Genomic DNA, 22,855 nt, shown 5'->3' on the forward strand with positions numbered 1-22,855 from the left:
TGTTGACAAACGCTCGCTTTCTTCGTTGCTTCGCCTGACTGCGGTGCTCATTACCGTCAAAGGTAACTCCGCTCCTCACCAGTCTTCGCGCCTCGAAAGACAAGCGTTTGCAATCAGTCTTAATCAGATTTTATGCACACCTTAACTAGAGATCATTTCTCTAGTTTTTTGCGTTTCACACAAATTTTCTTAAGCGGTACTTGTTATGCTATAATACACTTCAGAGTAATTAAGGAGGAACGGGAGAATGTGGAAGGAAGAGGTTGCTTTAGAAACACCATATCAATGGGAAGAAGTTTTAAAGAGATTAGAGCATGAGCCTACATTTACAGTGCATTCTGCTGAAAAGCGGTTAAGCATTCCACTGTATATTGATGGGGATCAAGTAGTTGTAAAGGTTAAGAAAATAAATGATGTTCCGGTTCAGTTTGAAGTCATTAGTGAACATGAAAATAAAGAGAAAATTCTCGAAGAAGTTGCTACCATATTGCAATGGCAAACAGAATTTGAAGAGCTACATCATCATTTAAAACAAACTACAATTTCTCCTCTAATTGACCTTTTTGGACATACACCAATTACCGTTTCTAATGATCCTTTTGCCTGTTTAATTACATGTATTATTCATCAACAAATACAGCGTACATTCGCAATCCAAGTCACAAAACGATTTGTTCGAATGTATGGTGAAAGAATTGGTAATTCGTGGTTTTTTCCATCTCCTGAAATAATTGCTAATTTAACTATAGATGAGTTAAGAGATTTGCAGCTTAGTACGAGAAAAGCTGAATATATGATTGGAATTGCTAAAGCTTGGAGTGAAGGAGTTTTAAGTCATCAAGATTATCGGACATTATCATCAGAGGAAATTTCAAAAGAGTTAATCAAGCTTAAGGGAGTCGGTCCTTGGACAGTTGAAAACTTCTTATTATTTGGTCTAGGTAGAAAAGATATTTTCCCAGTTGGTGATGTTGGAATTCAAATCGCACTTCAAAAGCTTTTAAATTTAGATGAAAAGCCTTCGAAAGAAATAATGGATTATGTAAAAGAGCAGGTTTCTCCGTTTGGAAGCTACGCGGCCCTTTATCTTTGGAAGAGCATAGAATAATGGAGTTGTATATATGAGTAATCAGTTAGAAAATAAATTAGAAGTAGGACAGTCCTTTCCGATTACAATCAAACGTATTGGGATTAATGGTGAGGGTGTCGGTTACTTTAAAAGACAAGTAGTCTTTATAAAAGGAGCATTACCTGGTGAGGAAGTAGTTGCTGAGGTAACGAATGTTCGCGACGGTTTTGCTGAAGGGAAAATTCAACGTATTCGAAAGGCATCACCAGATCGTGTAGAGCCGACTTGTAAAATCTACGAAAAATGTGGTGGCTGTCAAATTCAGCATGCATCTTATGAAGGACAACTTCGATATAAACGCGACATTGTCATCCAAGCAATGGAAAAGTATGCGAAAGATTTACTAGAAAAAACACCAATTAAAGAAACGATCGGTATGGAAAATCCTTGGAATTATCGAAACAAAAGTCAGCTTCAAGCTGGGCTAGAAAAAAATAAAATCATCGCTGGACTATATACACAAAACTCTCATAATGTTGTCGATATTGGCCATTGCCCAATCCAACATGAGGATTTAAATAAAATTACAGGTAAAGTGAAGAAAATTTTAACTCGTTTAAATATCCCTGTTTATAATGAACGAAAAAATAAAGGGGTAATCCGAACAATCGTAGCGCGAGTTGGTTTACGTACAGGTCAAATCCAACTTGTTTTAGTAACTGGAACGAAAGATTTTCCTCAGAAAAATGAACTAATCAGTGAAATTAAAAAACGAATTCCTGAAGTGACAAGCTTAATGCAAAACATTAATAATCAAATGACTTCAGTGATCTTTGGTCGTGAAACGGTTTATTTATCAGGTGAAGAAGTAATTGAAGAAAAGCTTGGAGACTTATCATTCGAACTTTCAGCAAGAGCGTTTTTCCAATTAAATCCTGAACAAACAGTTAAGCTATATGATGAAGTCAAAAAAGCAGCGGCACTTACTGGAACAGAAAAAGTCGTAGATGCTTATTGTGGAGTAGGGACAATCGGACTATGGCTAGCAAAAGATGCTAAGGAAGTTCGAGGCATGGACGTAACGAAAGAAGCAATCATCGATGCGAAAACAAATGCCCTTAGCCATGGGTTTACAAATACTCATTACGAAGCAGGTAAAGCTGAACAAGTATTACCGAAATGGTTACAAGAAGGATGGAAACCAGACGTTATCATAACTGATCCACCTAGAACTGGTTGTGATGAGGAGTTTTTAAATACTGTATTAAAAATTAAACCGAAGAAATTAGTATATGTTTCTTGTAATCCTTCTACTTTAGCTAGGGATTTAAAGGTATTGAGTAAGAGTTATGAAGTGAAGTATTTACAGCCTGTTGATATGTTTCCACATACTGCGCACGTTGAGTGTGTGGCTGAACTCATTTTAAAGTAAGGCAGAAAGCCCATTTGGGCGCTGCCTTTTTTACTTATAATAAAGGATCGCTAAAATTATATTGAATTGTAACTTCGCCTCTAATATTACAAGTGATGCGATTAACTAGAACGTTCAAAACCTTTGGAGTAATTTCATTCATTTTGATAACATCTTTTAATGAATTTTTTAGATTAAGAACATAGTTCTCATCATCACAAGTATTGAGTTGATATTCTAATTGAGCTAACTCGACTTGTAGCTTATTAATTTTTCCATCAGTCATTTTACGAAATTCATGTAGTTCTTCGGCAGAAATAATACGATCAGTATACAAATCAACATAATTAAGTTTCTTAGATTGTAGTTTTTGCAAATCATGTTTAACATTCTTGATACGCTGACGTAATGAATTTATTCTGGCTAATAAGGAATTAAAAAAACTATCTTCTTTAAGGTTATTAAATAAATTGTCAAAATCAGTCAGTATGGTATTAGAAAGTTCACTTTCGCGAACTATATTTCGATTCGAGCAAAAAGTATCCCCGTATTTAATGTTTCCACCACAACGGTAACCTTTTTGATTTTTTCTAAACCACATTCCTCTCTCGCATTCTTCACAAAATAGCATATTTGTAAACAAGTGTTTTTGAGGAGCTGTAGCTGTGCGCGTTCTTTTAGCCAAATGTTCTTGTACTTGTTTGAAAATGTCTTTAGAAACTATCGCTTCATGTGTATCTGTTAATATCAACTGATCTTCTTTTGGAATGCTCTTCCGTTTATGAGAAGTAACAGAAACAATTTCAGATTGATGTTGGACTAAGTCACCACAATAATGGACGTTCGTTAAAATTAATCTAATTGAACTCGCGTGCCATACGTTTAACGACTTTGATCGATTTGTAACTGCTGAAGGAGTAATTACGCCTTAAGCAGTTAACCCTTTAGCAATAGAATCCATTCCTTTTCCTTCTAAGTACTCATTAAAAATGCGACGGACAACGCTGGGCGTTTCATCATTTCTAACCTTTAATAATCCGTTTTTACTATAATAACCAAATGGAGGAATTGATCCAATGAAGAGACCGCGACGAGCTCTAGCTAATTTAGCTTGTTTATTTCTTCTACTACTATTTGTTGATTCAGTTTCATAAAGCCAAGCAAATAAACCAAAGTTTTGAATATTTCCTTCAACGGTATTAATTGAATTATCTAAACAGACAATTTCAATATTATTGTTCTGGCATATATCGCGTAGTTCATATGATAATTTTCCATTTCGTGCAAGACGGGATAGTTCTTTGGCAAGGATCACATCAAATTCACCTTTTTTTGCTCCTTCAATTAGTGATTTTAGCTCTGATCGATTAGATTTTGTTCCAGACTTTTTATCTGTATAGATTTTCGTAATTTTCCAGCCTTTTTGAGCCACATAATTTTTGAAAATATCAATTTGATTATCAATTGAAGTACGCTGAGTATCTAATTCTGTAGATACTCGAGCGTAAATAGCACATCTCATGCAAGTTCACCACCTGTTTTAGTGTCCACAAGAGATGTTGGTGAGTTTACGATAATATTGTTTGCAATTTTTTCAACTTCTAATTCAATTAAGTTTTTAAATAATACTTCAACGTTTATGGCATTGTTTTTTGTTGCATATTTTCGGATTATCTTCATCGTACTACTCCTCTATGGTCTCTATATTTTTTTTTTTTTGATCACCGTACTTCCTAAATAGAGGATGATAACGGAATGATCCTCATACTGTTATCAATAATGTAAAATAATCCTTTTTCAAGTTTGCTTATTGGTGGAAGCTTTATCAGAAAGTTAAGCATGAAGAAAAGAAAATGGAAAAATCTTCTTCGGATGTCTAAGACTCTAGAACGCTCAAACTAAAAGAAAGTGGTGTACTGAATTCCAGCAAGAAAAAACATCAATCTAACGGACAATACTTGGTGTTTTGGGTGAGGTTATTTAACACTTATGACCGTCTTTGAAAGAATGCCATATTGACTGTTCACTTGTCTCAGATGAAAAGAATGTTAGTTTGGGATTTCAAATAGTGTTGCACCTTGAGTCCATATTCACATAAGGAGAAAAACAGATGTATGTATCCATAACTATTAGCAATCGAGAAATGAAATTACAAAATGATCAATTCCACTCCCTAACTTTTAAAGAGCTAGGTATTCAAGAATCGGATATAGAGGAATTTCTTTCAGATAATTTACAACTTCTTGTTGATGAGGATGAATCGCTCTTGCTGATTGGCCAGCAAATCCAAAATACCCATAGAGGCAGAAGTGACCTAGTGGCCATTGATAATCAAGGAAACCTAGTTCTGATCGAGATCAAACGCGACTTAGAAGATATTATTAATCGTAAGGAACCTTTTGAATTTCAAGCCATTCGCTATGCAGCGAATTATGCCAAGATTGTCGACATTGATGAAGTAATTAATAAGATATATGCCCCATTTCTCGAGAAGAAGGGTGGAAACCGAACTTAATCTTAACTATTAATCTTTTAGTATGTATTGTTGGCAAATGTATTTCATGTTTAAATATAACTACTTGTTTATAATTAAATGTCAAGATCGCTATTTTAGCTTCATTGCGAACACGTTTTATCCCATTTTGACTATGAACTATGGTGTGAATTTAACCAAATATAACATTATTCTTTTACTATCCAGCCATCAACTATCGTCAATTTAAAAAATAATGCGTAATGAGATGAATGTAACCATTAAATAATTTTTAGAAGTTATAGATTAGATATTCCATTAAATATGGATGTTGTAAATGACGACTTTGAACATTCCCTTCAATTTGCAAACAACGATATGAATTGAAGATACAGATGAAAACAATGACAGAACGAAAAATAGGGATTTTTTACAAGTTAGCGATGAAGTTGGTGAACGATTAAATAGTTCTGATCATTTATTTGGCATGGCATCAGTTCCTTAAAATGAAAGGGTTTCATGTCACTACATCGTATATTAAGGAAGTATTCATGCGTAGATGTCTTTTGGAGTATCATCTAACAAATGAAGGTGCTCGTCAATTTAGGTTAATCATTTGATCAAGAATTTTCAATTCCTTATTCAACATAATGGCAGTTTAGTTGAATAAGGATTTTGAAAATGTCTAGCGAATTTTACAATTTAGTAATATATTTGGAATTAGAATATAGAAATTTTAGAACGAAAAGTAAAATTTGAGGTGCTGGAAAATGCCGGTATTAAAGAGATATAGAAAATGGTTATCAGAACACATTGTTAGAAAATATGATTTAGCTGAATTACTATCTTTAGTAATTTTTTTATCTTTGATTTTATATGCAATCAAATTTAATATTTTTTATTTCTTAATGATTCTGTTTTTGACAATAAATCTATTTCAATTATGTAATGACTTATTAAGGAAAGTTTTGGGTAAATTTAATGTGAAAATACCAAAATGGATAAATGCTATTCCGATTGTTTTTTCTTATTTATATATATTAATTTACTATTTTATTAAAATTAATAATGCTTGATTTACATTCTAATTCAACTAACGCATTGCGTTAGTTTTATAAGAATTTATTAAAAGGACCCTTGCAGGTCCTTTTTTAAAAGTATTTACAATATTGATCTTGGCGTTGTTTTCCACTTAATTTCGCATAAATTCGTGTTGTTTCACTCTTTTCATGACCTAATAAACTTTGAATTACTTCAAGTGGAGCTCCGTTATCCATTAAATGAGTTGCGTAACTGTGCCTTAGTTGGTGGGGGGAAATCTTTTTGTTAAACTCTGCCTGTAAAGAGACCTCCTTAATTATATGGCGAGTTTGAGCGATACTTAGCCGACGAGGTGCTCTTTCGGTTACAAATAATGCAGGATCTTCATCATGTCGTTCGTTTAATTATCTAAATAGCCAAATTTCAGTACGAATATTGAAGTATACTTCTCTTTCTTTATCACCTTTTCCACGTACTATTACCGAGTGATTCGCCCAATTTAAATCATTTTTATTAATTAAGACAATTTCACCGATACGACATCCTGATGAATACATAAACTCAATTATTGCATGTTCTCTTGAAGAATTACAGGCTTCACGAAGGAGTTCAATTTCCTTAACAGTTAAGAACTTAGGGATTCTGGTTCCAGCTTTTGGTTCTTTTAGTTTTGAGGAAGGGTTGCTATTTATTTCACCCTCTTCATGAGCCCAACGGAATAAAGATTTTATAAAACGGACTCGATGTGCTAGACTTGCAGGTTTTAACTTTTCTCCAACAAATACAAGATACCCTTTCAAAGCATCAGTAGTGATTTCAGCAATCTCAATATCACCCAAATGCTTAATTAAGAGTGTAGCCTGTATTTTATATGCTTTTAGAGTAGTTGCCGAGTATCCTTCAATTAACTTATCATTATAGTAACTTTTCCATGCATTAGATAATAACATAAGTGAATTCCCTCCAATAATTGTTGGTTTACAAGGCATTATTGACGAAATTCATGATTAAAATAGGTAGATTAATACTAGAAAAGGAACAAATATTATTTTACTAAATGGCAGATTAGTTTAATAAGAAAAGGACTCTAAGAATAATAAATAGAATAAATATAGTTAAAGTAATTACTTATGTGTTAGTCACAAGGGGATGATCGTTTGATTTACAAAGGGAAGAGCCAAAGAGCAGTGTTAACATTTTTTTTACTACTAATATTCTCAACGGCGTTTTCACCTCATTCAATTGGATTTTTATCATTTGCATACATACCTACGCTATTTATTTTCATATTAATTTTAATCAATTTTGAATTTCAAATAGAGGAAGGTGGTTTAACTTATCTAGTTAGTTTTCTTTCGATGCCTATTTACAAAAAAGTTGTTTATACTAATCAAATTGTTCAAATGAAATTTTCACGATTTGGTTGGGTTAGAAAAGGTGTAATTGTGAAATTAAATAAAGGAATGAATATTCGAATTACCAATTTCACTCCTGAGACCATATACAAAGACCTTGAAGTCTTTGCTGTTACAAATGATATTTCGATTGTTAAAACAAATGACTACAAAATAATAGATAAGTAAAAAGAACCTAAACATTATCAACCATTCTTTAGCAAAGCCAAATAAAAAATAGCTGTTCTTATTCAACTAACGCAGTGCAATAGTTGAAGATCATGAGCTGCTAATATGCGGCTTTTTTATAAATGAACAATATTCTTTTTCCAGCTTTAGTTTTAATAATTATAGTTGGAGTTATTGCACTATTTAATAGATTAATTAAGAAATCTAAAAGAACATAATGAAAAATGCTATGCAACTAACTGATGCGATAGTTCAATAAGATTTAAAAAAGTTGTTGTAGTAAATGAGGTCATTTGTAGTACAAAAATATAAAATATAAATTTTCTATTGTAACTGCCATTGAAGAAGGATTTCAACCTCCATTCACTGTGGTAAATCCTAGACTCATAGATCAACGCAGCGTTATTTGAATAAGGCACGTTGTTGTAATAAATGGTAATTATATCAAAAAGAAGGATAGAAATAGCAGATAATATCTCTGCTTTCCTATTCTTCTTTTTTTACTTTAAAATTTGAGACGATATATAAAAATATTTAATTATAAATATTTAATACATTACTTGTAGGTGATTTTGTAATGTTAGTTTTATTAAAATGGCTTAATATTATTCTTTTTAAAAATAGATTACTAGAAATAATTCATGGGAATATTCTAATATATTACAAAATTACCCAAATTTAGTCAGTATTTTTTTTAAAGATTAAACGTTTCGGACATAAAATAATACATTTTTCGAGTTAATAGACGAAATTATCTATATATTCGTTTAATTGGAACTGATAATCGACAGAATTAGGCAAAAATAGATTCGAAATTTGTTAGATAAATACTTCCTTATAACCCCAATACACAACAAAGTTCTTTATTAGTAAAATGTGAAAGAGAAACAGTTTTATAACTATTCTAAATAAAAAGTCACTAAATTCTCAAACATCAAACTAATAGATTGATATTAGAAAATAAAAACTTAGAGGATTAATGCTCGAAAGTTTTATTTAATAGAAAATTGAAAAAGGGGCTATCTTAATGAAGAAAAGTAAAATTAATGCATTTAGGGTATTGAGCACTGCAGCTTTAACCTCATTATTATTTACATCTCTTACAGCTTTGGCTGAAAGTATTGACGATCCAAGTGAACCAACAGAGCAAGTTTCACCAGTAGTTGTTAAGCATAATATTGAAACAGATCAAGTAAAACCAATTTATAAAGATATTAAAAAAGATAATCAAATAAAAAGCTTTAAACCAGATGACCTTGTTCATTTAATTGTAGAGGTTGATCAACCGGCAGAAAATGTACAAACAACACCTGAAAGTAAAATGGCTGCATTTAAACAAAAGCAAGACGACGTAATCGAACAAATCTCAACAGAAAAAAAATCTAAATCCAATGATTCTGTCAAATTAAAGCATCGCTATTATCAAGGCTTTAACGGATTCAGTGTTGAAACACAATATAAAAATATGAAAGATATCCAGTCTATTTCTGGGGTGAAACATGTTCATATTGCTAGAATTTACACGGAATCGATGGCGGCAAGTAAGGAATTAGTACAAGCTCAAAAAGTATGGGAACAATACGGTTATAAAGGTGAAGGATTACTTGTAGGGGTTATTGATTCAGGGATTGATTATACGCATAAAGATTTGACTTTATCTGATGCAGCAAAAGCAAAAGAAAAGTGGAATCAAAATAATATTCAACAAAAATTTGCAGAGACAAGCGTAAATGAAAAATGGTATTCTGATAAAGTTCCAACGGGATATGACTGGGCAGACAATGATACAGATGTTATTCCCGGTGCAAAAGGTAGTCCGCATGGTACACACGTTTCTGGTATAGTTGGAGCAAACGGTGACGAAACGAAGGGTGGAGTTGCTGGTATTGCACCAGGTGTTCAACTTTTAGCTGAGAAGGTATTTTCAGATAAAGGCGGCGGCGCTATGGAAGATGATATTATCGCAGGTATGGAGCATGCTGTTTCAATGGGTGCAGATGTTATTAACATGAGTTTAGGTACAGATGCAGGCACTGTAGACGAAAACTATGATCCGATTCAAAAAGAGATCAGAATGGCGACAGAACAGGGTACACTTGTTGTTGTAGCAGCTGGAAATTCAGGATACAGTACATTGAATAATCTCTCTAAATCTTCTTTAAAACCATATGCAGAAGATCCTGATATCGGGACTGTTGGTTCGCCAGGAGTAAGTCCTTTTGCTGTGTCAGTTGCTTCCTATGAAAATAGTAAAATTCATATGAATGCAATCTCAGATGGAAATGGTCTATCGATACCATTCAAAGATCAAGATCAATTCGCTCCATCTTATAATTTTAAAGTTTCTAAGAATCTATTACCAGATACAAACTATGATATGGTATACGTCAATGAAGGAAAGTATGCTTCAGATTATCCTAAGGGCAAAACTGGCTACATTGCCGTTGTTAAATTACTAGATTGGTATAGTACTGTTTCAAGCATTCAATTTACAGCAAAGAGTGCAGGAGCTAAGGCTATTATCATGATACCACCTACAGGATCTATAAATTATGATTATGCTCCTCTTCCAGCAACGCCATCTGCAACACCAACGGCTTCAATAAGTAAAGCTGTTGGACAAGCATTGTTAAGTAAAATGAGTAGTATGCCAAGCGGTCAATATTTAAGTATGAAATATACAGGTGATGCTTGGGTAGACAACCCAGGGAAAGACAATATGTCCTATTTTTCATCAATGGGTACTACGCCTACATTAGATTTTAAACCGGAACTTTCCGCTCCTGGAGGGAATATTTATTCTACTATACCAGGAAATGAATATGAAGTGATGAGCGGTACATCCATGGCAACTCCACATGTTGCAGGCGGTTCAGCATTGTTATTGCAGTCACTTTATCAAAAAGGATTAACACATTCAGAAGATACAGTTTTAAAAGCAAAGATTGCGTTAATGAATACAGCTAAGGTTGTCATGGATCCAAGAACAAACAGTGAAGTTCCATATTCACCACGTGTACAAGGATCTGGTTTAATGCAAATTCAAAATGCAATTAATACGCCAGTCGTTGTGACAAATAGAAACGCTCCTTTAGAATCAGCCGGTGCGGTTGCATTAAAGGAAATCGGCCAAAATACAAGCTTTAAATTAAACATGGAAGCATTCGACGCTCCTAAAGGTAAAAATAATAGTGCTGATATAGAATACAATGTTTATGTAGATTTATTGAAAGATAAGACTGAAACGAAGCAATTTGATTTTGATGGAGATGGACAATTAGATACAAAAGATTATTTAAGCTTGTCAAGCGAACAAATTAAAGGTGCAACTGTGACTGTCAATGATAACATCGTAACAGACAAATCAGGAGCACTAGTTAAAATCAAACCAGGTCAAAACAAAATGTTGACTGTTAATGTATCTTTACCAGATTCTTTAAAGAAAAATAATTTTGTAGAAGGATTTGTTCGTCTTGTACCGGTAGCGAAGGATCAAAATAAAGCTGTACCATTATCCATTCCTTATATGGGATTCTATGGAAAATGGGATGAGCCTCGTAATATCGATGCTCCAGCATGGGATAATGATGCATTTGTTGGATATACGGCACTTTGGAATGATGATTCAGAAGGATCTCCTTTAGGATACAATGGAAATGGTTTCGATCTTAACCATATTGCTTACTCGCCAAACTATGTAGATATTGGTATTTATGGTTCATTCCAAGCCTTACGTAATTTAGCAAAAGCTGAAATATCTATTGAAGATTCAACTGGAAAACAACTTAGATATTTAGGCGATTATAGTGAAATGACTGGAAATGGACAACCATGGAAATTTCATAAAAACATTATGATGGTTGGTGATTATGGAACTAACGTATATCAATGGGATATGAAAGACCAGTCTGGAAATTATGTTCCTGACGGTGTATACCAATATGTAATCAAAACAACGTTAGATTATCCAAATGCTAGACCGCAGACTGTTAAAATGCCAATGATAGTAGATTCTGTCGCTCCGAAAGTTTCAGATATTACAGTAACGCCAATGAATGGAAAATATCAAGTTTCCTTCAATGCGACAGATAATGCAAGTGACTTTAATTCTGCCGTTGTTTTTGTTAATGGAAAATCTTATTCATTAGGACTTGAGCAAAAATCTGTAATAGTTCCTACAGAACCGAAAGGTATTGTTATTTTAGGTGTTGATTATGCAGGGAATGTATCTTGGACTACGTGGGGAGATCAAAGCTATAATACTCAAGGTATGGTCGTTCAAACATTCGCGCTTTTAAATTCTATAAATATTAACGAAAAAAATCCAGCAAAAATTGTAAGCTTTGCACATAATAGAGTAGACTGGACGATTAATGTAAAAGATTCAAGTGGTAAATTGGTTGATTCGTGGGATGTGAAAAATGAACATACACTAAGAGCAGCATGGTTACCTGAACTTGACCTTCCAAATGGAACGTATTCTATCTCTGCTGATATCGTTACAAAAGACGGTTTCAAAATTACAACAGTGTCTAAAAAAGTAACGGTAAAACAATAACGTTAAGACGCCCTTAAATATTTCAATTAGATTAAATGAAAAGCTATCTTTCCTAGAAAATTAGGATTTCGATAGCTTTTTTTCTATGTTTCTATGTTTGAAAAAGATTTTTATAATTAAACTAATTGAATCAATTTCATGATTGCCAGATCTTGTCCAGCAAGGCTTTAAAAAGCATAAAAAAATAGGAACTCCCTAAACTTGATCCACCTGCCAATTACTGAATAAGTACCTCTATGTAAGTACATTTCAATAGCCTTCATTTTAAAATTAACCGAAAAAGTTCTTCTATTTTTCCCCATAAAAAATCCTCTCCAAAATAAACAGTACAGTAACTTTCTTTTGACTGTCTACTATAAGGGGATAATAACAGAATATAGAAACCATCTTCTTTGTGTTGAATAAATTTTTTCTTATGTCCTTTACATAGGGTACATTTTAATTTTTTGGGCGTTGCCTTTTTACGTTTCTTGTAACGGACTAACAAAGTTATATTTAAAAGAACGGTTCCATTGTGATTAAAAGTGATTTTCTCACTGAGTGAATGGAGGATTAAAGGAATTAATTTTTTGAGGTCCAAAACAATTAAAGGCCATTCTCCAGTGAAAATCCTAAAATTACCCAAACTAAGTGTCAATATACTTCAAATTTCTACAAAAAATTAATTATTTTAACTCTTTTTTCTGTTCTAAATTACAAAATACAACATAGAAATTTATGTTCATTTAGATTTATGTATAAAAATTCCTATTAAGAACATAGACAAATTCCCCAATACACTTATGTAAAGGCTTGACCTATAATGTGACTTAGGATATTAATATTTCTGAATATTTAATAAACTAGCTCGATTGATACTAGATTTGTTGAGAAATTTTAATAGCTTGATGCTGAAAGTCAAATCAGTGTATGTAATGTGAAGTTATGTCATTAGCACAAAGCTTTTACATTTTTACTAATATATTAATCTATTATTTAGTAAGGAAATGGGGAGGATTAATGAAGAAACGAAGTAACAAAAAAATTATTAATGTATTGACAGCAGGATTGGCTACTACGGCACTTTTGGCAACAAGTACTGGCAATACCTTTGCTTATGAAGAAAATACCAATAAAACACAGGATATTCAGGCTAAAGAGACGGAGAAGCACAATCCGGTCGTAGCCTCACACCAGGTCACACTCGTGACGGGAGAGGTTGTGACGGTAGACCGTTATGCCGACGGCACGCAGGGTGCGACAGTCGAGCCAGCGTCTGACGGCACCCCGGTGGATATAACCACGATGAATGTGGGTGGTGATCTTTACGTCATCCCGGCACAGGCACAGGCGTACTTAGCTACTAATACGCTTGACCGCGAGCTGTTCAATGTCACCAAATTGATTGAATACGGCTACGATGATGCTAACCGCTCTGATATACCGTTGATCGCGACTTACCAAGGCTCACAGGAGATGGCTGATAGTATGCCAGAGCCAACCGGATCAGAAAGCGAAATGACGTTAGACAGCATTCATGGGGCATCGCTTAAGGAGAGCAAGTCGAAGTCGGCGAAGTTCTGGGAAGCGGTAGACGATGACAGTGCCAAAGCTGCGACCGCACCGAAACTTGCCGATGGCATAAAGAAGTTGTGGCTTGACAAACCGGTGCATGTGACGCTGGACAAGAGTGTTCCACAAATTGGCGCGCCTACGGCATGGGCGGCTGGTTATGATGGCACAGGAGAGAAAGTTGCTATCTTGGACACTGGGATCGATCCAAATCATCCTGATGTAAGAGATGCAATTTTAAAAACAAAGAGCTTCATAGATGGTCAAGATTATGTCGATCACTTCGGGCATGGTACGCATGTTGCTTCGACTATCGCGGGATCAGGCGCTGCTTCCGGCGGTAAATATAAGGGCGTAGCACCAGGTGCAAAACTTCTAATTGGAAAGGTGCTTGGCAATGATGGTTCAGGTCCTATGTCTGCGATCATCAATGGAATGCAATGGGCGGTACAGGAAAAGGCCGATGTCGTCAGTATGAGCCTTGGTGGTGATGCGAGCGATGGAACAGATCCATTGAGTCAGGCGGTCAACAATTTGAGTAATACAAGCAACACATTGTTTGTTATCGCGGCTGGTAATGCAGGTCCAGCTAAAGGAACTGTCGCAATGCCAGGGTCGGCCGAAAAAGCATTGACGGTTGGAGCAGTTGACAAATCCTCGGACGAATTATTGGCTAGTTTCTCGAACCGCGGTCCGGTTCTCAATAATTTTAATGTTAAACCTGAGATTACGGCACCAGGAGTAGCAATCGTGGCTGCTCGTGCTGCAGGAACTACTATGGGTACCGCTGTTAACGATTACTACACTAGTGCCAATGGTACCTCAATGGCTACACCACATGTTTCAGGTGCTGCAGCCATTCTGCGTCAAAGACACCCGGATTGGTCAGGAGACCAAGTCAAGCAGGTATTAATTGATACTGCGGTAGCAAATTCCCGCTACATAGCTTATCAACAGGGTGGCGGACGGGTAGATATTTCGAAAGCATTAGATGCTAACGTTTATAGCAGTCCTGCAGTCGTTAGTATGGGAGCAGGGTTTACTACTACTCAGCCTATCGTAAAGACATATAATTATGTCAACCCATCCGACAGTGCTATCACATTGAATCTCACAATGACAGCCAAGGCAGAGGATTTAACAGCGGCTTCTTCTGGGATGTTTAAACTCAGCCAGTCAGTGGTCACTGTCCCAGCACATGGCAGCAGTGCGATGAATGTAACATTTAATCCAGCACTTAGCGTTAAAAGCGGCGATTATCAAGCAGTGGTTAAAGCTACTTCAAGTGACAATAAAATCATTAACACGACCATTGGTGCAACAATACAAGATTTAGTTGATTTAAATATTAATGAGATCGATCGCAACGGAAAACCGGCTGGAGGCGATATGGTGTGGTTCAACCTTGACATGGGGATTGGTAAACAGGTCACTGCTAGTAGCAGCGGGATGACCAAATTATCCTTGCAACCGGGACGTTATGCGGTAATTAGTACAATAAACACAAATGACAAGGCCGGAATTGCTCAGAACTATACTCTAGCCTCAGTGCCTATGATCGAGCTAAAGAGTAAGGAAAACCAAGAGATCACGTTTGATGCTCGATTAGCCAAGGAGGTAAAAGTTACAACTCCTATGGAGTCCGAAAAGCACTCTTGGAAATTTGGAGTCCGCGAGCGGATTGACTTAAACCACGGCGGAGTTGACTACATGAGGAATTTTAATGGCGATATCCACGCCTACGTGTTGCCAGTTAAAGCGCCAAATAATGTTGGTCTGTTCCAGTTCAACTACCATACTCGCAACTACGCCCCTGCAATCAAAGCAACATATGATGACAAGAAGAACGAGGCGATTCCGCTTGTGCCAGTGAACTTTGCGCATAAGTTGGACGGTAATATGACACTACAAGCGGTCAACGTTGGCGCGGCACTGCCTGCGGATCTCAGCGGCATAGACATCCATGGCAAGCTAGCGGTCGTCACCCGCGATTCGAAACAGAATCCGAGAGACCAAATAAAAGCAGTGATGGGTGCTGGCGCCGCAGGAGTGATCGTCGTCAATAACAACGGGGAGAGGTACAATCTAGGTGTATTTACAATTGACAATATCGTCATCCCGGCCTATACTCTTGGCCAAAGCGACGGAGAAGTGCTCTTCAACAGAATCGCTAATGGTCCTACCTGGATCAAACTGCAAGGAATCGCCAACAGTCCGTATGTGTACAATTATGCGTCGATGATTAATGGTGAAATTCCGGATAACCCTGTCGACGCGGTGACAAAAGAAAACTCTGCCGTAGTGAAGGCCCACTACCGCAGGCCAAATGGCTGGTTGAAGTCTGGCGACTGGGCCGTGGCATTACGTAAGGACGAAGGTGGCTTCGTGGCGGTCTTGGATAAATTCGAGGAAAAAACACCGGACCGGGAAGAGTGGTACTCCACAGGCAACAAGACGGATATGAAGATTTTTAGTTGGGCCCATCAGTACTATCCAGACGTTACTGATATTACACGTAACATGAAGGACGCATATCGCATCTACTCGCCGGGCGACAAAAAAGAAGAGACTTGGATGGGCGCGGCGAACGCTCCATCTGGACCGGAGAATATCTGGGCGTATCGCGAGGGAGACATCTTAAACCTTAACATGAGTGATAACGGTGATAGTGAGCCGGGGCACTACGGCTTGTTTGCAAATGGGAAAGACTTGGTCACTTGGCGGATGTATCAAGACGGGAAACTCCTTTCTCAGTCATCTGTCCAAAATCATAGTAAGTTTGAGGTCAGCTCAAACCCGGCAACTTATAAGATCACGGCGGACACATCGCACCCAGTATGGTTCGGGTTCTCTCTTGCTACAACGACCAGCACAGCTTGGACATTCAAGTCCCAGCGACCTATAGAGGGGCAAGAAAACCTTGCGCTACTGTGGCCGAGGTATGACATTGGCCTAGATAATGAGAACACGGCGAAAGGTGGCATTACTGATCACTTCGATCTATCATTCGTAACTCAATCAGGTGCTACAGCAGACATTAAAGGGGTCGAGGTCGCAGTATCCACTGACGACGGCAACACTTGGAGCAACACGAAGGTAGATGACAGGAAAGATGGCCATTACAAAGTGTGGGTCAAAAACCCAGATTCTGGCTACGTTTCGCTTCGCATCAAAGCATGGGACGCTAATGGCAGCCAGATCGAACAAACTATTATTAAGACCTACGCTGTACGCTAACAGTCGCTTTATATAAAAAGCTACTAAGTAAATAACCCTTTATTCCATTTTGAATAAAGGGTTATTTTTTTAAACAAATAATATAAAATACACTCTACATTTTATCTAATTTACATTTATTTTTAGGGGATTGAACGAAAACTCATTAGAATTTCTATGGATTTTCTCCCATTAGAGAAAATAGGTTGCAAAATTTAGTGCAGGTTGAAAATTTAATTAAATTAGAAAATTATAATTATTATCAATAAATATTTAATATCTTATTTTTTTTTTGGAAAAAATGGAAAATTCCCCAATTTACGATAACGATTTCTAACGTTAAAATAAAAAACGTAAGAAAATTGTCAAAAAATTTCAAAAATGGGGGAGAACAGTGTGAGTAAAAGAAACTTCAAAGAGAGTTTAGCTAAAACAACGATCAGTGCACTGGTCGTTGGCTCGATGATTCCATTTAATGTACTAGCAGCTACACCAAGTGCTAGCACAGAAAATACGGTCATGGGTTCACATACACTAAAAACAAGCACACCAGACTTAACAGCTGATCAAATCGACGCGTTAAAGAAAATATCAACAGAAAGTGATGTAAAGATTTCGCCAAAGATTGATACGACAAGCTCAAAACCGGTAAAGGTTATTGTCGAATTTACACAAGAACCAGCAAAAATAAGTGTCCTACAAAAAGAAGTGGCTGGTGAAAAATCGACACTAAGCGCAGAAAATAATGCAGTTAACTCGTCACACGCTACATTCAAGTCTTTTGTAAATGGGTTAAATAATAGTGCAAGTAAAACTAATTCAGTAAATGCAGTATCTGCATTAAGCATCGCACCAAATGAAGTATCTAATGAAACAACCGACAAAGCTGGGGAGGCTACCGCTCAAATTACGCGTGAATATACACATGCATTAAACGGGGTGGCAATGACACTACCAGGTAACTTAGTTGAGAAATTATTTGATTCTGGCGTAGTAAGTCGTGTATTAAACGATGACCTAGTAAAGCTTGACCCAAGTGAAATGAATGCTTCTGCTGAAGGTGAACAAGGTGAGAATAATTTACCAGAAAATTACATTCCATTACCAGGTATTGAAGATTTGCATAAAGAAGGTACTACTGGAAAAGGAATCAATGTAGGGGTTATTGATACAGGGATTGACTACAATCACCCAGATCTAACAGACGTATATAAAGGTTACCGTGCAAAAAGTGGAGAAGATGCAAGTAAAATCAATCCAACAACAGTTAAAGGTTGGGATTTTGTTGACAACGATGCTGATCCTATGGAAACAACAATCGATGATTGGGTAAAAGCTGGCAAACCTGAGGGTGATGGTGGGGAACCGTATTATACGTTCCACGGTACACACGTTTCAGGTACGATTGCAGCTCAATCGAAAAATAATGTAGAGTTACCAGCACAAGGGGTTGCACCTGGTGTTAACTTGTATACTTATCGTGTTCTTGGGCCTTACGGTACAGGTTATACAGATGGGATTGTTGGTGGGATCGACAAAGCTGTTCAAGATGGTATGAAAGTTATCAACTTATCTCTTGGGGCACCAAGTAATGATCCGTTATCAGCTGAAGCTGTGGCAATTAATAATGCAACTCTTGCAGGTGTAACATGTGTAATTGCAGCAGGAAACTCAGGTCCGGGTGAAGGCTCAGTAGGTACGCCAGGTGCATCAGCGCTTGCGATTACGGTTGGAGCAAGTGATTTCCCGGTAAGTATCCCGACTGCATCAGCAAAAGTAGGTAATGAAACATTTACTAACTTCAAGTTACTTGGAAAAGGTTATAACGATCGTGTATCAGATCTAGAGAACAAATCGTATCAGATCGTGGACGTTGGTTTAGCTAAAGCTGCTGATTTTAAAGATGCGAACGGCAATCCAATCGATTTAACTGGAAAAGTTGCACTTATTGCACGTGGTACAAATCCGCTAGCTGAAAAAATAACAAACGTAGCGAAAGCAGGCGCGGTTGCAGCAATTATGAGTAACAATATTGATGGAGACATCGATAACTACTTAGCAAGTGACGATGGGTTTATACCAACATTCCGTATGACTAAAGCTGATGGTGAACGTTTACGTAGTGCAGGCACAAATACAATCACTTTTACGAATGTCAGTTCAACGAATACAGAAGGGAACCACTTGGCAAGCTTTAGTTCTAGGGGACCAGTCGCTTCGACATATGACATTAAACCAGATGTTATTGCACCAGGTGTATCGGTGTACTCAACTTATCCATATTTCGTTCATAGCCCAGATAAAGTAGACTATAGCAACGCATACGCTCGTATATCAGGTACATCGATGGCGACGCCACATGTCGCAGGAATTGCTGCGCTAATCTTACAAGCACATCCAGACTACACACCAGCTGACGTGAAAGCAGCGTTGTCGAACACTTCTGGAAATCTAGACGGAGATTACTCTGTATACGAACAAGGTGCTGGTTTAGTCAATGTAGTGAAAGCAGTAAAACGTGACGTGAGCTTTAAAGCACAAGACACAACTGCAAACATTGATAGTAGTGGTAATAGTGTGAACATGAATTACGAAAAAGGTTCATTAACGTTTGGCGCAGTGTATAGAAAAGACGGTGCGGTCAATACGAGTAATCGAACAGTGAAAGTAAAAAATAGAGGAAACTCTGACAAAACGTTTGATATATCTGCAACTTTTATTAAACCAAATGCATCGGTAAGTGATGCAACTAAAAATGGCATTACGGTGACAACGAGTTCACCTTCACTAACAGTAAAAGCTGGTGAATCAACGAGCTTTACAACGACTTTGAACATGCCAGATACGGCGGAATATGGTCGATACGAAGGATATTTGAACATTGTAAATCATGATGATCCAAGTGAAACGTATCGCATGCCATTGGCTGTTCGCTCGGTGGAAAAAGGACTTGGGAACTTACAAATGGATAACCCAGCAATTACGACTCGAAAACCGTTAATCTTTTCGGATTTCAACGGAAACCCTGGGCGTTATCTAAAGTTCAGATTCAACAGTCCAATGAAGTATTTCTGGGCTGTGATTTATGACAAAGACGGAAATCCAATCGGTGCCGCATCGCCTTCCCCATTTAACGTGAGCAGCGTTCAAACTGATACCGATTTAGTTGTGAGCTTTGATGCAAGTACGTACTATCCTTTTATTGGGGATCCAAAAGACGAAAAAACAGATTTGTCAAAAGCGTCACTACCAGAAGGCCAATATACAATAAAAATTCGAGCAACTGATACAACTGACAAGAAAGCAAAAACATATGAAAAATCACAACTAATCGTGGTTGACAATACGATGCCGACGTTAACTTACAAAGATCATGCACCAGGCGTGTACGAGTTAGAAGACAAAGATTTTACCGATGAAAAACAAGATGGTAACACATACAACGCATTCTGGGTACACGCAAACCTGTCTGACGAAGGAACGGCGAAACTTGCGCGACTTGGTATGACTCAATCAGCGAATACATTGTGGTATTACAACAATGATATCTATTTCCCAAAAGGAGATTTCCCAGTAGATGCAAATGGTGATACAAAATTCGGAGTTGAAAAATCCGATATCGAAAATGGTCCTGCAACAGTTACGTTAATGCCAATGGATGCAGCACATAACGTAGAGCTTGTCAATGATTTCCATGAGTACGCGTTTATCAAAAAAGGATCACCATATATGGTGCCAACGTATAACAAACAAAAAGTTTCACTAAACGATACGATTACGATGACGTTAAACCTAAACAACGTGAAAGACATGATGTCGGGAACGTATACTGGGATGTATTATCATGGTAACTTCGACCTGCAAGGTGTAACGGTCAACCCAGCATTCCAAAAGTGGGCAGACCAAAATGGTGTCAATGTAAATGTGGATACACCAGTTGCAACACCAAGTAAGGATTACCCATCAAACGCGAAAGACTTAACGATTGGGGCTCATTTAACCGGTGGAGCAGACTTTAAAGGATTCAATGGCAATAGCCCATTCTTAGATGTGACCTTTAAAGTGACAGATGACATGTGGGATATTATGACATCGAAATTTACACAAGACGATGACACAACATTATTTAGTATGATACAGTACGGCAAAGATGAAGCAAAAGAAATTCCAGCATTTAGCCGATTAAATCAATTCCAAATCGTTCCGAAGCATTCACAAGTGCAATCGTACGTGAAACTGCAAGGACTTCAAAATAACTATACAGTGAAGTTTGATAGCATAGGTGCTAAAGGGTATGCACAGTTACTGGACGGAACGAAAATACCAGGTACAATTAGTAGTTCTGGCTACATCGATATCAAAGGCATTCCACTTTCAAAAGATCCAATCAAGGTGATTGTGGAAGGACCAGGACACTTAAAGAGTATACAATCTGTCACACTTGGTAAAAAATCGCCATGGGGTGATGATATTGCAGAATTTAGATATATCGGAGGAACTCAAGCATATGGTGCGGCTGGTGATGTTAATGGCGATGGCGTAATTGACGTCTTAGACGTAAAACAAGTTGCGAAAATGTTCGGCGTGCAAAATAAAACAAAAATCAATATCGAAGATCTAAACCAAGATGGTATTGTCGATAAGCTAGATATGAATTACCTAGTAAGTAACTTGTATAAATCAAACCCAGATGCATTAATCACACCAAAAGAAATGGTAGATGGAAAATATGCAACTGATTACTTTAACGTACTTGGTATCGCAACAAGCGTAAACACATTCAAAACTGTAGATAGCAGTGCACACAAAGCAACGTTTACTTGGAACCCAGCAGTTGATGCAACAGGGATCAAAATCCAACAGTCTACAAATAATGGGTCATCATGGCAAACAGCAACAACAGAAGGCACTTTGTCTGTAACGGATGGCAAGGTAACGGTAACTGGTTTAAATGAAAACACGAACTACCAATTCCGTGTATCGATTACAGGTGGCTTAAACGCTGGTGTATCAAATGCGGTGACGTTGACAACGAAAGTGGTGCCAGTTCCAAACGCACCAGTTGTCAAAGGATTAGGTGACAGTGATACAACAATTTCTGGAAAAGCAGATCCTAATGTTACAGTTACTATAAAAGCGGGCGATACTGTTGTAGCAAATGGCAAGGCAAATGAAGCAGGTGACTTTACGCTTCCGATCGCAAAACAAAAAGCAGGTACTGTTTTAGTAATTACTGCTTCAAATGAAGATGGTAAAGTAAGTAGTGGAACGACTATTACTGTAGTTGATATTACAGCACCAGATGCACCAATTGTTAATACAGTAACGAAAAAAGATCAAGTTATCACAGGTAAAACCGAAGTAAATGCGATGGTTATTATAAAAATCAACAATGAAGTGAGTGAAGTACAAGCTGATAAAAATGGGTACTTCAGTTTAGAAATACCTCATAAAGCGAATGGCACATTAACTGGAACTGTCATCTATGTTACGGCAAAAGATGCTGCAGGAAATGTAAGTGCTACAACTCAAACAGTCGTATTAAACAAATAGTAATATAAAATGGAGAGCCCCTGATAATTTGAATGGGGCTCTCTTTTTGATTGATTAACTCCAAATCGCAAAAACAGCCATATAGAAAAACTAATTTGGTAAAAGAAGTTTTTAATATTGAAATTAACCCACTGGCTGGAGGTACTGAATTAACAGTAACGGTGTCTGACACTGCAGGAAACGTAAGCGCGCCAACAACTGTTAAGGTTTTAGATAAAACAGCTCCAAGTGCACCAACAATTAATTCAATTGCTGATAACCTCTTAAGTAACAAAGTCAAAAAGGGTGTTGATCATAGTGAGACATATTAAAACACCCTTTTTGTAAGTAAAACAATTAGATTAGATTATCTTTTTTCAAATACAAACTTTCCCTTAATTTTTAATAAATACTTTTCAAT

11 protein-coding genes and 2 pseudogenes are annotated in these 22,855 nt (G+C 36.8%); 8 read left to right on the forward strand and 5 right to left on the reverse strand.

The annotated features are described in order from the left end of the window. Positions 1 to 247 precede the first annotated feature (247 nt). Both ACFVRR_RS15025 and rlmD read left to right on the forward strand, forming a co-directional pair. A complete protein-coding gene (locus ACFVRR_RS15025) occupies positions 248 to 1,108 on the forward strand; it encodes a DNA-3-methyladenine glycosylase family protein (RefSeq protein WP_387329978.1) in 861 nt (286 codons plus the stop codon). Positions 1,109 to 1,121: 13 nt separating this feature from the next. Next, positions 1,122 to 2,501, forward strand: coding sequence for a 23S rRNA (uracil(1939)-C(5))-methyltransferase RlmD (gene rlmD / locus ACFVRR_RS15030; protein ID WP_387329981.1), 1,380 nt, complete (start codon positions 1,122 to 1,124; stop codon positions 2,499 to 2,501). 34 nt (positions 2,502 to 2,535) lie between these two features. On the opposite strand, the gene ACFVRR_RS15035 is transcribed toward rlmD, so the two are convergent. Genes ACFVRR_RS15035 through ACFVRR_RS15045 form a run of 3 tightly spaced genes read right to left on the reverse strand, consistent with a single transcriptional unit; the run spans position 2,536 to position 4,160 of the window. Further along, positions 2,536 to 3,402, reverse strand: coding sequence for a recombinase family protein (locus tag ACFVRR_RS15035; RefSeq protein ID WP_387330062.1), 867 nt, complete (start codon positions 3,400 to 3,402; stop codon positions 2,536 to 2,538). A gap of 6 nt (positions 3,403 to 3,408) precedes the next feature. Further along, positions 3,409 to 4,002: a recombinase family protein gene (locus ACFVRR_RS15040; RefSeq protein WP_387329984.1), complete on the reverse strand. Its 594-nt coding sequence runs from the start codon at positions 4,000 to 4,002 to the stop codon at positions 3,409 to 3,411. After that, entirely contained in the window at positions 3,999 to 4,160 is a 162-nt protein-coding gene (locus ACFVRR_RS15045; RefSeq protein ID WP_387329986.1) for a hypothetical protein, read from the reverse strand. Before ACFVRR_RS15045 ends, ACFVRR_RS15040 begins: the two co-directional genes overlap by 4 nt. A gap of 430 nt (positions 4,161 to 4,590) precedes the next feature. Here ACFVRR_RS15045 and ACFVRR_RS15050 point away from each other — a divergent pair, with 430 nt between their 5' ends. Then, positions 4,591 to 4,995, forward strand: coding sequence for a hypothetical protein (locus ACFVRR_RS15050; protein WP_387329989.1), 405 nt, complete (start codon positions 4,591 to 4,593; stop codon positions 4,993 to 4,995). A gap of 1,109 nt (positions 4,996 to 6,104) precedes the next feature. Here ACFVRR_RS15050 and ACFVRR_RS15055 read toward each other — a convergent pair. Then, positions 6,105 to 6,944, reverse strand: a pseudogene (locus ACFVRR_RS15055) (tyrosine-type recombinase/integrase). 207 nt (positions 6,945 to 7,151) lie between these two features. On the opposite strand from ACFVRR_RS15055, the gene ACFVRR_RS15060 reads away from it, so the two are divergent. Next, positions 7,152 to 7,577 (forward strand): hypothetical protein, encoded by a 426-nt coding sequence (locus tag ACFVRR_RS15060; RefSeq protein ID WP_387329991.1) that lies wholly within the window; start codon positions 7,152 to 7,154, stop codon positions 7,575 to 7,577. Positions 7,578 to 8,604: 1,027 nt separating this feature from the next. Continuing rightward, positions 8,605 to 12,135: a S8 family serine peptidase gene (locus ACFVRR_RS15065; RefSeq protein ID WP_387329994.1), complete on the forward strand. Its 3,531-nt coding sequence runs from the start codon at positions 8,605 to 8,607 to the stop codon at positions 12,133 to 12,135. Between the two features lie 200 nt (positions 12,136 to 12,335). On the opposite strand, the pseudogene ACFVRR_RS15070 reads toward ACFVRR_RS15065, so the two are convergent. Then, a pseudogene (locus ACFVRR_RS15070) lies at positions 12,336 to 12,437 on the reverse strand (transposase); the annotation flags it as partial. Between the two features lie 697 nt (positions 12,438 to 13,134). Between ACFVRR_RS15070 and ACFVRR_RS15075 the strand changes: the two are divergent. The 3 genes from ACFVRR_RS15075 to ACFVRR_RS15085 all read left to right on the forward strand — a co-directional run bounded on the left by ACFVRR_RS15075 (position 13,135) and on the right by ACFVRR_RS15085 (position 22,766). Then, positions 13,135 to 16,923 (forward strand): S8 family serine peptidase, encoded by a 3,789-nt coding sequence (locus ACFVRR_RS15075; protein WP_387329996.1) that lies wholly within the window; start codon positions 13,135 to 13,137, stop codon positions 16,921 to 16,923. Between the two features lie 375 nt (positions 16,924 to 17,298). Beyond that, positions 17,299 to 22,455: a S8 family serine peptidase gene (locus ACFVRR_RS15080; RefSeq protein ID WP_387329999.1), complete on the forward strand. Its 5,157-nt coding sequence runs from the start codon at positions 17,299 to 17,301 to the stop codon at positions 22,453 to 22,455. 50 nt (positions 22,456 to 22,505) lie between these two features. Beyond that, positions 22,506 to 22,766 carry an Ig-like domain-containing protein gene (locus tag ACFVRR_RS15085; protein ID WP_387330001.1) on the forward strand — a complete coding sequence of 87 codons (261 nt, stop codon included), beginning with the start codon at positions 22,506 to 22,508 and terminating at the stop codon, positions 22,764 to 22,766. Positions 22,767 to 22,855: the final 89 nt, after the last annotated feature.

This window comes from Gottfriedia sp. NPDC057948 (assembly GCF_042887255.1).
GTDB lineage: Bacteria > Bacillota > Bacilli > Bacillales > Bacillaceae_G > Gottfriedia.